The sequence below is a fragment of the Brevibacterium sp. S22 genome, assembly GCF_004745485.1.
Taxonomy (GTDB): Bacteria; Actinomycetota; Actinomycetes; order Actinomycetales; family Brevibacteriaceae; genus Brevibacterium.
The window spans coordinates 67,200-77,863 of record NZ_RHFG01000019.1; the positions used below are offsets into that span (position 1 = coordinate 67,200).

Consider the following 10,664-nt stretch of genomic DNA (forward strand, 5'->3'; position numbering starts at 1 on the left):
CTGCTTCGGTGATGGTGCGGTTGTGTCCATCTTCCGGCCTCACACCGTTTCGCAACAGGGACAGACTGTCAGTCTTGGAGCTGTCGGCTTTACACTGTGTCAATGGACAGCACACTCTCCTCGACCGAGTCGACGGCTTCTGTCGGGCTGAACATCGCAGGTCTGCTCGAACACGATGAGATCCGCGACGGCGGGCCCGAGGTAGTCGCGGGTGAGGCAGATCTGCACCGCCGCATCCGCTGGGTCCACATCGCCGACTCTGCCCAGGTCGAGCGCTTCCTCGAAGGCGGGGAGCTCGTGCTCACCACGGCGACGACCTTCCGTCGCTCCGAGGCGGCGATGAGTGAGTTCCTCGATCAGCTCGAGCGCGCGGGGGCGGCCGGCACCATCGTCGAACTCGTCGATGAGGACTCGCAACCGGACCACGGCGCGGCTGCGGTGCTCCGAGAGGCGGCGGCTGGCCGCTCGCTTCCCGTCATCCTGCTCAGGCGGCGGGTGAAGTTCGTGAGGATCACCGAACTCGCTCATCGCCGGCTCCTCGCTCAGCAGCTTTCGCGTCTCGAGCGGGCTCAGGAGATCCATGAGACCTTCACACGGCTGAGCCTCGAGCGGGCAGGGGCGCAGACGATCGTCGATCGCACGGCCGATCTGCTCGGGGTTCCGGTTGTCCTCGAGGATGTCGCCCACCGAGTCCTCGCGCACGCCGGCCCCGGATCGGGGACGCTGACGCAGAACTGGACGGATCTCGTCTCAGGCGCACAGCGGGCGCCCGGGGCCGAGGAGATCGGGCGGTGGCGGCAGACGCCGGTGGGTCTGCGTGCCCGACGGTGGGGCCGCCTCGTCGTCCCGGGTCCCGCCGAGGCTGTTGTCGCCCTCGATCAGATCATCGAGCGTGCCGGTGAGGCCCTGACACTGACCCGCATGGCCGACCGCGACGAGCAGGATCTGCTTCTGCAGGCGCAGAGCGGTCTGATCAGGGAGATCGCGGACTCCGAGGTCATCGATGAGGGGACAGCGAGGGCGCGTGCCCGCTCCCTCGGTTTTGCCCCTGTCGATGGCGCGGAGCTCGTGCCCGTCGTCGTCCGGCTCGACCGGGATGCCGAGACCGAGCCGACGCGGATCCAACTCCAGGAGCGGGGGCTGACGCAGGAGATCGTCGCTGCGGCGACGCGGTTGGGGATGTGTGCACTGACGACGAGTCTCCAGTCGGGGGTCTTCGGTTTCGTCCTCGCGCCTACGAGCGCCGCCTCGGCTCGTCGACGTAAGAACCCGGAAGAACTCCTGACCGACCTGCTGACGGAGGCGGCCGACTACGCCGCCAGCTGGGTCGTCGGCGTCGGACGAACCAGCGCTTCCCTGCTCACCGCTGCGTCCAGGCTCGAGGCCGCCTCCCAGGTCGCCGAGGTGGCCTCGACTCTCGATGTGCGTGAACGAGCGTTCTACCGGTCCTCCGATGTTCGGCTCCGGGGACTGCTGTCGCTGCTGGCCGAAGACTCCCGTCTGCGCACCTTCGCCGAGGGCGAGCTGGGCCCGCTGCTCGAGAGTGAGGACCCCAATGACGCGGAGCTGCTCGAATTCCTCGAGCTCTTCCTCGCCCATGGCGGGAACAAGTCCGCAATGGCGCGGGCCGGCTTTCTGTCCCGGCCCGCGCTCTATGCGCGCATCGCGAAGCTGCAGAGCCGCCTCGGCGTCTCCCTCGATGATGCGGAATCACGCACGGCACTGCACGTGGCGCTGCTGTGGTGGCGGATGAGCGCCTAGCCCCGCGAGAGCGCCTTGACGTCGACGCGCTCAAACTCACCGGCATGAAGCTTCTGCCAGTAGTCGCGGAAGTCGCCGCGGATCATCTTCGCCAACAGATAGAGACCGATGCCATTGCAGATGGCCGGCAGAAAGAAGACCGAATCGGTGAAGACGATGATCGGCCCCAGTGAGACGGAGGCCCCGATGACCGTGAAGCAGAGGAAGATCACCTTGTAGACATTCTCTGCCGATTTCCGGTCTCCGAAAAGGTAGCCGAAGCCCTTCATACCGTAGAAGGTGTTCGACAGCACCGTAGAGAAGGCGAAGAGGACGACGGCGATGGCCAGAACATAGGGAAACCAGTCCGCGACAGTGGCGAAGGATCGCGAGGTCAGGGTCACGCCGTTGACTGTGTCGGGGTCGGCGTCGCGCCAGACCCCGGTGATGACGACGACGAGCGAGGTCATCGTGCACACGATGACGGTATCGACGAAGGGTTCGAGCGAGGCGACGAATCCTTCGGTCTGCGGTCGGTTCGTCCGTACAGTGGAGTGCGCGATGGGAGCATCGCCGACCCCGGCCGAGTTCGAGTAGGCCGCTCGCTGGAACCCGACGATGAGGGCTCCGATGACTCCGCCGGCCACACCCTGCGGGTTGAAGGCGCTGGTGACGATCTCGATCAGCGCCTGCGGGATCGCAGCGGCATTGGCACCGAGGACGATCAGGCAGCCGACGATGTAGATGACCGCCATGGCCGGCACGAGCACACCGGTGACCTTGGCCAGTGATTGGATGCCGCCGATGATGACGAACCCGGTGATGACCGCGAGAATGACGCCGAGCAGCCAGCGGTTGTCCGAGAGCCAGGATCCGAACGCTCCGGTGCCGGAGACCTCGACGAGCTGCGCGACCGCCTGGTTCGACTGGAAGGCGTTCGTGCCGATCGCTGCGATCATCATGAAAAACGCCCACAGAGCGGCGAGGATCTTCCCAAGCCTCGCATTGCCGATCTCTGCCAGCCCGTCGCGCAGATAGTACATCGGACCGCCCGAGGTCGTACCGTCGGCATGGACTCGCCGATACTTCACCGCGAGGAAGCATTCGGCCATCTTCGTCGACATCGCGAAGAACCCGGCGACGATGAGCCAGAACGCGGCACCAGGACCACCGAGGCTGATGGCAACGGCGACACCGGCAATGTTGCCCAGTCCCACCGTCGATGACAGCGCGGTGGCCAGTGCTTGGAAATGGCTCACCTCACCCACGGCATCCGGACTCGTGTATCGGCCGCGGACGAGATCATAGGCGTGCTTCATCCCACGGACGTTGAGGAATTTCAGCCACAGAGTGAAGAACACGCCGAGGGCGACGAGCCAGAGCACGATGATCGGGATTTCGGTACCGAAGAGCGGCAGGGGGAAGAACACGACCGCTTCGACCGCCTCGGCGAAAGGACCGAAATACCTCTCGAGGGCCCCGTCGATACCAGTGGCGGGTGCCGCGGCTGTTGTGGACGCGGTCAGCAGATCCAGGTGAGCAGACATCAGGGAACCACCACCACGGGAATGGAGGCGTGCCTGACGAGACGATCGACGGTGGACCCGAAGATCGCATTGCGCAGGTGCGACTCACCGGTTCGGGCAACGACGACCATGTCGTAGTCACCTGTCTCCGCGAGGTCCGAGAGCACCTCGGAGGGACGCCCGTGGAGGACCTTCGTGACGAGTTCCACCGTTTCGAGGTGGCCTTCAGCGTTCGCCCATTCAGCGATCGGGTCGAGGGTCTCGGCTTTCGCACGCTCCCGTTCCCGGGTGACGGCTGCAGGCCGAGCCTCGTTCTCCACCGTGGTCGGAAAGGCGAACTTCGACCAGTAGACGACATGGGCGATGGCGACTCGCCCGCCGTGCACCGCTGCCCGCTCGATGGCGAACCGGGCGGCTCTTGCCGAATCCTCACTGTGGTCGACGCCAACCAGCACAGATTCCATGATCACTTCCTGTCTCTTCGTCGAGGGCAGATTCCGGAGCCAACCGGTCGGAGGCTCAGGTCAATGAACTGCATCACAGTTTGTCATACAATTCAGAAACGTGAAGAGGTGCACCTCGAGTATCCGGAACTCTGAGAGATCACCCAGTGATCACACGTCATTCACCAAGAAGCAGGTCAATGCAGGTAAGTAGAGTGCAACAGGTCGCAGCTCAGGGAGAAATGAGAATCGAAGGCGAACACATGAAGGAGACGCGTGACAGACATTTTTGTCACACAATAAATCACCCTCCATCGCAGCGGAGGGCGACACGACAAAGACGAAGGGCCGTGCGCCTAAGCGGCAACCCGTCGCAGAAGCAGACCGTCCATGAGGCAGCGGAGATCCGCCGCCGGAGCGGCGCTCGTCCGGTCAGTCAAACAAGAGCGCGGATGGTGTCGGTGACGGGAATTCCCCGCTCGGCCGCCTCGGCGCGGTTGGCGTAGCGGCGATCGCCGGGCTGACGATCCATTCCCACGTCGCGGAGCATATCGACGAATGCGCGCACCCGACCCGAGTAGGCGTCGTTGCCGCCGCGCTCGGGGTCGATGACGACGAAAAGCTGACCGGTGCGGAAGGTGTGAGCACCTTCGGGCGCTTCGGCGTCGATCTCGTAGGTGAAAGCGCCACCGGTGAGACCGGCAGCGAGTGTTTCGATCATGAACGAGAGCAGGGCGCCCTTGTGGCCACCGATAGGACGGATGCCGCCGCCGTCGAGGATGGCGTTCGGGTCGGTAGTGTCCGCTCCAGTCGAATCGACTCCAGTGCCGACTGGAACTTCCCGGCCCTCAGCCCGAAGCAGCTGCAGGTCGCCGTGAGACATCGACGACGTCGAGAAGTCGAAGACGATCGGGTCCGCCTCGGCCATGGGAGTGGCGAAGCCGAACGGATTCGTGCTGAAGACCGGCCGGGTCGCCCCTTCGGGGACGACGGCGAGCTTGCCGCTGGCGATCATCCCCAATGCCACATACCCACGTCGGGCGAAAGCCTCCAAATCAGGCCACAGGGCGGAGAAGTGATGGCTGTTGCGCAGGGCGATGACCGCGACTCCGGTATCGGCGAGCGTCTCGTCGATCTGCGCTCGTGCGCCAGCCAGGGCCGGCTGCGCGAAACCGTTGCGCCCGTCGATGCGAAGGAAGGATGCCCCGACGATGTCGACGCTCGCCTCGGCGGCACCGTCGGCCCATCCGCGGTTCAGCGAATCGAGATAGCCGGCGACCCGGAAGACTCCGTGGCTCAGTGTGCCGTCCCGTTCGCAGGTCGCACAGTTGGTCGCCAACACCGCCGCGACCGCCGGGGAGGCCCCGGCACCGACGAGCTTCGATTCGATCGCAGCCACAAGGTCGTCGAAGGAGATGCGATCAGCACCAGCAGCCCCCAGCTCCGCCGCCTCGTCATTGTGCTCGTGAACCATGCGAACCCGTCCTCGCTTGTCGATACTGCTTTGTCATACAACATAAATTCCGAGCTTCATTGTCGCCGGAATTGATAACTGTTCTGCGTCGAATTATCCCATAGGTGTCGCAAATCACGAAGAGACACTATATGGTCGATTGTATGACACTTGACGGTTCGACTGTGTCGCTCCGCGCCTCGGCCGGAGTCCCGTCGATGTTCCCAGCCCCCGATTCGACGACGGAGTCGGGGCATGACGAAGAGAGACAACGATGTCCAAAACAAGTCAGATCATCATCGCCATCGTCGGGGTCATAGTCCTGGCGCTGGCCGGCGGCTATTTCGGCGCCGGCTTCCGATCCGGTTCAGGGGCCGGAGGCACAGAGAACGGAGCATGGATCCAGAAGATCAAGGACCAGGGAGAACTTCGAGTCGGCATCGCCTCGGCGCCCCCGATGACCGGTGAGCAGGAGGACGGAAAAATGGGAGGTCCCAATGTCCTCCCACTGCAGAACCTCGCCGACGAAATGGGCGTGGAGTTCACCCCGGTGGCTGCCGAATGGTCGAAGATGGTCTCCGGCCTCCAAGCCGATCGCTTCGACGTCGGCGCCTACCTCGATGCCACGTCCGAACGTTCACAGGCGATCCAGTTCACCGATCCCGTCTACACCTATGAGGGAGTATGGATCGTCAAATCAGACTCCGGGCTCAAATCCACCGACGACATCATCGACTCAGGCAAAGGCATCGCCGTGGCCAGCGGCACTTCATACGAACGCCGAATCCAAGACTTCGACGTCGACATCGTCAACGCCGAAGCGATCCCGCAGTCGATCACGGCTATGGAAGCAGGTCGCGCAGTCGCCGCCTTCGGCGATCTGCCCACACTTGCTGATGCTGCCCAGAAGAACAAGTCCCTGAAGATCGTCCGTCCCGATCCGGTCATCTTCAAGTCCGACTCGAACTATGGAGTCAATCCCGATATCGACGAACGATCACTGCAGGTCATCAATATCGCGATCCAGAATGCAAAGAACGACGGTTCCTTCCAGGCAGCTCTCGACGAAGCCGGTGTCGTCGATCCCAAGGATCTCGGCGATCTCGAGATGAAGTGACCATGACAGGTGACAAGGAGTCATCATGAACTATCAATTCGATTGGTCCGTAGTCACCAGCAATTTCCCGAGGCTGCTCGATGGACTGGTGCTCACCCTCGAGATCGCGGTCATCGTCATCGCCCTGAGCATGATCTTGGCGATCCCGGTTGCGTTCCTGCGGATGTCGAACATCGAAGTCGTGCGCTGGTTGGCACAGATCTACATTGAGATCTTCCGCTGCACGCCGCTCCTCGTTCAGCTCTTCTGGGTCTACTACGCCTTACCGACGCTGACGGGGATCACGATTCCGGGCACGATCTCCGCCATCATCGCACTCACGCTCAACCTCACGGCCTTCATGGCCGAAGCTTATCGGAGTGGGTTCCAAGCGGTGCCGCCTGAACAGGTCGAGGCGGGGAAGATGCTGCGACTGACTCGGTTCCAGCAGATCCGCTACATCATCGTGCCACAGGCGATGAAGCAGCAGCTGCCGGTCATCCTCTCGCTCAATATCTCGCTGTTCAAGGACACTGCACTGGTGTCGACGATCGCGGTGGCCGACCTCATGTTCACTGCGAACAAGATCTCGACAGAGTCCTACCGGGCACTCGAGATCCTCACGGTGGCCGCGCTGATGTACTTCGTCATCGCGTTCCCGGCCTCGCTGATACTGAGCAAGATCGAGCGCAACCTCATGGTGGGATCCAGTGTGAGGAAGAAGAAGGGATTGGCCGTGCAGATGATGCCCGGCGGAAAGGTCAAGGTGAAGCCATGAGCGATTCGGCTGCCGCCCATCCGAGCTCGGGTCGGGCGATCTCCGCGAACATCGGCGATGTCCTCGTCTCGTGCCGCGGCCTGCGCAAGAGCTTCGGCGAACGCGAGGTGATGAAGAGCATCGACTTCGACATGCGTGCCGGTGACATCACTGTCATCATCGGGCGGTCGGGTTCGGGCAAGTCCACGCTGCTGCGGGCGATCGCCGGACTCACTGATCCCGATGACGGGGAGATGGTCTTCGACGGTGAGGTCGTCTTCGAAGAGCAGAAGCGGACCCCGGCCTGGAAGCAGGTCGACTCGCACGTCGGCATGATCTTCCAGACCTACACCCTCTGGCCTCACATGGACGTTCTCAAGAACCTCACCCTCGCCCCGCGCAAACGCCGGGGGATGTCAGAAGGCGAGGCCCTCGAAAGGGCTGAGAAGGCCCTCGCCGAGGTGGGGATGTCCGATCATCTCCGGTCCAAACCCCTCCAGCTCTCGGGAGGCGAGCGCCAGCGTGTGGCGATCGCCCGGGCCCTGATGATGCAGCCGAAGCTGCTGCTCTGTGACGAGATCACCTCGGCGCTCGATCCTCCGGTCGCCGCCGAGGTTCTCGATGTCCTCCGGCGCCTCAAGGAAGAGGAGGGCATCGCCGTCGCTCTCGTCACCCACGACATGGCCTTCGCATCGAAGGCTGCGGACAGGGTGGTGTTCTTCCACGAGGGTGAGATCGCTGTCAATGCCACCCCCGATGAGGCGTTCAACCACACGAACGATCCCGAGCTGAAGAAGTTCGTCGAGGCCGTGCGGTTCTGAGCGTTCGCGGCACCGTGGGCTCCCCGCCCGCGACACCTCGAACGACGGGGGCCGGAGCTCAAGAAATTGAGCTCCGGCCCCTGTTGCTGTTCGGATCAGTACGTCATCGTCCCGACTCGATTCTCAGATTCTCGGAGTCGAACCAGGTATCGGAGAGGACGTGACCTGCGGGATACGGGTCGGTCGGATCGAGAACCGCCTGCGTGTACCCGTAGACCCAGGCCCTGCCGGCGACGGCGGGGATGACGGCATCGAAATCGCCGACCGACGACAGTCCCTCGATCTCACAGGTGAAGGTGCTGCCCGTGATCGAGCGGTGGACGAATGTCTCTCCCACGGCCAGTTCACCTCGGGCGTGCATGAGAGCCATCCGTGCCGAGGATCCTGTTCCGCAGGGTGAGCGGTCGCAGCGGCCCGGAGAGACGACGACGGTGTTCGCCGCGGTGACGATTCCGTCCTTCCTCTCGACCGGCCCCATGAGTTCGAAGTTCGTGATGCCCGGCATCTGCGGGTTCCCGGGGAAAGAGACAGGAAGCTGCTCGACGGCTGCCGCCTTGATCCTCTCCCCCAGCTCGCAGATCTCCCGTGCCGACGAGGGCTCGATGTCGACATCGAAATCCGCGGCTTCGGCCATCGCATAGGCCATACCGCCCCAAGCCACGTCGATCCGCTTACTGCCGAAGCCCTCGATCTCGATGATCGCGTCGCGGTGGTAGACGAAGGCGGGCTGATTGACGAATCGGACGTTCAAGACCTTCCCGGCCCTGCACGTACAGCGGACGGTGATGAGCCCAGCCGCGGATTCGAGGGTGAGGTCCGTGACAGGCTCCTGCATGGGGACGATCCCGCGTTCGAGGAGGACGGTGGCGACACAGATCGTGTTCGATCCCGACATTGCGGGGTACTCCGTGGATTCGAGGATGACGTATCCCATCGCGGCTCTGGGATCGTTCGATTCGAGGATGATGTTCGCGTTGTGCCAGACGGCTCCGCGCGGCTCGAAGAGGAGAAACTGGCGGATCTCATCCCGGTTCTGCTCGAGCCAGATCTTCTTCTCGAACATCGTCTCGCCCGGCACCTCGCCGACTCCGCCGACGACCACCCGGCCGATCTCGCCCTCGGCGTGAGCGTCGACGATCTCCAGATTCGGGTTCCAGTCCATGTCTGCTCCTTCGCAGTAGTCATCCGATGGTGGGTTGCACCGGGATCGGTGCGGTCACCGACGCGGTCGCTGGTTCAGCGCACGTAGTCCGCGCCCGTGATGTCGATAGTCGAGCCGGTGAGGTGCCGGGACCGGCCAGAGGCGAGGAAGGCGACGAGTTCGGCGACGTCCTCCGGCGGTGTGACCTCACGCAGCGGCAGACCCGCGAGCACCGCTTTGGAGACGGCTCCGGCGGCCAAACCCGTGTCGACCCAGCCCGGGGCGATGGCATAGGCGAGCACCCCGAGATTGCCATAGCCGCGAGCGATCCCCTTCGTGAGGCTGAGCAGTCCGGCCTTGGCCGCCCCATATGCGAGGTGGTCGGCGTCGTCGCCGCGGTGTGCCGATCGGCTCGTGATGTTGATGATCGCTCCCCCGCCGAGCGCAGGGAAGTCGACGAGGGCCTCGCGACAGAGGTCGGCCGCGGAGACGAGGTTGAGCTGCAGATTCGCCTCCCACCCCGCCGACCAGGCCCCGGCGTCTTCGACGGGCGAGGCCAGCCAGGCCCCGGCATTGTTCACCAACGTGTCGAGGCTACCCAGCGCCTCACGCGCCTCGCCCCAGGCCCGTGCCGCGGATCCGGGTGTCGAAAGGTCAGCGTGGACAGTGACCGCGCGTTCGCCGAGTTCGGCGGCGAGCGCCTCGGCGCCGGTGGCATCGGAATTGAAGTGGATCGCAACACGGGCGCCCTCGCGGTGGAGAGTTCGGGCGATCGCGGCCCCGATTCCCTTCGACGCCCCAGTGACGAGAATGCGTTTGCCGTCCAGCGGAAGCGCCGACTGTGGGGCCTGCGCAGTCATGAACCCACCTGCTGAGCTCCGGCGATCTCGACCGCGGCACCAGAGATGAACGAGGCGCGGTCGCTGAGCAGGAAGGTGGTGAGTTCGGCAACCTCGGCGGGACGGCCGAGGCGGCCCAACGGGATGTTGGCGGCGAGCTCGGATTCGGCGATGCCGTTGTCATCGAGCTTCTGCTGGAGCATCGGAGTGAGGATCTCACCGGGACAGATCGAGTTCGCGCGCACCCCACGATCACCGAGGTCTCTAGCCAGGCTGCGAGTGAGGGAGATGACTGCGGCCTTCGAACTGTTATAGGCGATGTGTCCGTCGGCCGGCTCGAGTCCCCACTGCGAGGCGATGTTGACGATCGCGGCGGATTCGGAATTCATGAGTGACGGCAGCGCCTCTCGGCACAGCCGCATGACGGCGTCGACGTTGACAGCGTAAGTGGCCGCCCAGTCGTCCTCGTCGATCTCGAGCAGGTCGCCTCGGCGCATCACCCCCGCACAGTTGACGAGTCCGTCGACCGCACCGAGGCGATCGGTCACTTCGGCGATGAGCTGAGCACAGCCGGAAGCTTCGGACAGGTCCGCGACGAACGGGGTGACCGCCTCGGCGGGAATGCCCTCACCTGTCGGGATGGTCGGTGTGACGCGGTCGACGGCGGCCACCCTCGCGCCCTGGCGGGCACAGGCGGCGACGATGGACGTGCCGATGCCGCCGGCAGCCCCGGTGACGATGATGGTGCGTGAACGCAGTTCCATGTGTGCGGTCCCTTCTCGGACTGTCTCTTAGTCACATGTGACGGTGCCGACGTATTACGACGCTTGCCCTCCGTCGGTGGCTGG

Annotated in this window: 10 protein-coding genes; 4 read left to right on the top strand and 6 right to left on the bottom strand. The window is 64.0% G+C overall.

The annotated features are described in order from the left end of the window. The first annotated feature begins 102 nt into the window (after positions 1 to 102). Positions 103 to 1,761, top strand: coding sequence for a PucR family transcriptional regulator (locus tag EB835_RS14610; protein WP_135810183.1), 1,659 nt, complete (start codon positions 103 to 105; stop codon positions 1,759 to 1,761). Here the strand turns inward: EB835_RS14610 and EB835_RS14615 are convergent. The 3 genes from EB835_RS14615 to EB835_RS14625 all read right to left on the bottom strand — a co-directional run bounded on the left by EB835_RS14615 (position 1,758) and on the right by EB835_RS14625 (position 5,183). Further along, a complete protein-coding gene (locus tag EB835_RS14615) occupies positions 1,758 to 3,287 on the bottom strand; it encodes an alanine/glycine:cation symporter family protein (RefSeq protein ID WP_135810184.1) in 1,530 nt (509 codons plus the stop codon). The two genes, EB835_RS14610 and EB835_RS14615, sit on opposite strands and share 4 nt — an antisense overlap. Then, positions 3,287 to 3,730, bottom strand: a complete 444-nt coding sequence (locus tag EB835_RS14620; protein WP_135810185.1) for a universal stress protein — start codon at positions 3,728 to 3,730, stop codon at positions 3,287 to 3,289. The genes EB835_RS14615 and EB835_RS14620 overlap by 1 nt, the downstream gene beginning before the upstream one ends. A gap of 415 nt (positions 3,731 to 4,145) precedes the next feature. Then, the gene (locus EB835_RS14625; protein ID WP_135810186.1) at positions 4,146 to 5,183 is read right to left on the bottom strand and encodes an Ldh family oxidoreductase; all 1,038 of its coding nucleotides are present in this window, start codon (positions 5,181 to 5,183) and stop codon (positions 4,146 to 4,148) included. Positions 5,184 to 5,436: 253 nt separating this feature from the next. Between EB835_RS14625 and EB835_RS14630 the strand changes: the two genes are divergently transcribed. Genes EB835_RS14630 through EB835_RS14640 form a run of 3 tightly spaced genes read left to right on the top strand, consistent with a single transcriptional unit; the run spans position 5,437 to position 7,836 of the window. After that, on the top strand, positions 5,437 to 6,279 hold the full coding sequence (locus tag EB835_RS14630; protein ID WP_135810187.1) for a substrate-binding periplasmic protein: 843 nt from the start codon (positions 5,437 to 5,439) through the stop codon (positions 6,277 to 6,279). A 25-nt stretch (positions 6,280 to 6,304) separates the two neighbouring features. Further along, positions 6,305 to 7,036 (top strand): amino acid ABC transporter permease, encoded by a 732-nt coding sequence (locus EB835_RS14635; protein WP_135810188.1) that lies wholly within the window; start codon positions 6,305 to 6,307, stop codon positions 7,034 to 7,036. Then, positions 7,033 to 7,836 (top strand): amino acid ABC transporter ATP-binding protein, encoded by an 804-nt coding sequence (locus EB835_RS14640; RefSeq protein WP_135810189.1) that lies wholly within the window; start codon positions 7,033 to 7,035, stop codon positions 7,834 to 7,836. Before EB835_RS14635 ends, EB835_RS14640 begins: the two co-directional genes overlap by 4 nt. 103 nt (positions 7,837 to 7,939) lie before the next feature. Here EB835_RS14640 and EB835_RS14645 read toward each other — a convergent pair whose 3' ends face one another. The 3 genes from EB835_RS14645 to EB835_RS14655 all read right to left on the bottom strand — a co-directional run bounded on the left by EB835_RS14645 (position 7,940) and on the right by EB835_RS14655 (position 10,580). Further along, positions 7,940 to 8,998, bottom strand: a complete 1,059-nt coding sequence (locus tag EB835_RS14645; protein ID WP_135810190.1) for a proline racemase family protein — start codon at positions 8,996 to 8,998, stop codon at positions 7,940 to 7,942. Positions 8,999 to 9,072: 74 nt separating this feature from the next. Beyond that, positions 9,073 to 9,837, bottom strand: coding sequence for an SDR family NAD(P)-dependent oxidoreductase (locus EB835_RS14650; protein ID WP_135810191.1), 765 nt, complete (start codon positions 9,835 to 9,837; stop codon positions 9,073 to 9,075). Continuing rightward, positions 9,834 to 10,580: an SDR family NAD(P)-dependent oxidoreductase gene (locus EB835_RS14655; protein WP_135810192.1), complete on the bottom strand. Its 747-nt coding sequence runs from the start codon at positions 10,578 to 10,580 to the stop codon at positions 9,834 to 9,836. Before EB835_RS14655 ends, EB835_RS14650 begins: the two co-directional genes overlap by 4 nt. Positions 10,581 to 10,664 lie beyond the last annotated feature (84 nt).

Bases quoted from the DNA above. Each gene is read 5' to 3' on its own strand.
- EB835_RS14640 (WP_135810189.1), top strand. From the start codon at position 7,033: ATGAGCGATTCGGCTGCCGCCCATCCGAGCTCGGGTCGGGCGATCTCC.
- EB835_RS14650 (WP_135810191.1), bottom strand. From the start codon at position 9,837: ATGACTGCGCAGGCCCCACAGTCGGCGCTTCCGCTGGACGGCAAACGC.
- EB835_RS14610 (WP_135810183.1), top strand. From the start codon at position 103: ATGGACAGCACACTCTCCTCGACCGAGTCGACGGCTTCTGTCGGGCTG.
- EB835_RS14625 (WP_135810186.1), bottom strand. From the start codon at position 5,183: ATGGTTCACGAGCACAATGACGAGGCGGCGGAGCTGGGGGCTGCTGGT.
- EB835_RS14630 (WP_135810187.1), top strand. From the start codon at position 5,437: ATGTCCAAAACAAGTCAGATCATCATCGCCATCGTCGGGGTCATAGTC.
- EB835_RS14645 (WP_135810190.1), bottom strand. From the start codon at position 8,998: ATGGACTGGAACCCGAATCTGGAGATCGTCGACGCTCACGCCGAGGGC.
- EB835_RS14620 (WP_135810185.1), bottom strand. From the start codon at position 3,730: ATGGAATCTGTGCTGGTTGGCGTCGACCACAGTGAGGATTCGGCAAGA.
- EB835_RS14655 (WP_135810192.1), bottom strand. From the start codon at position 10,580: ATGGAACTGCGTTCACGCACCATCATCGTCACCGGGGCTGCCGGCGGC.
- EB835_RS14615 (WP_135810184.1), bottom strand. From the start codon at position 3,287: ATGTCTGCTCACCTGGATCTGCTGACCGCGTCCACAACAGCCGCGGCA.
- EB835_RS14635 (WP_135810188.1), top strand. From the start codon at position 6,305: ATGAACTATCAATTCGATTGGTCCGTAGTCACCAGCAATTTCCCGAGG.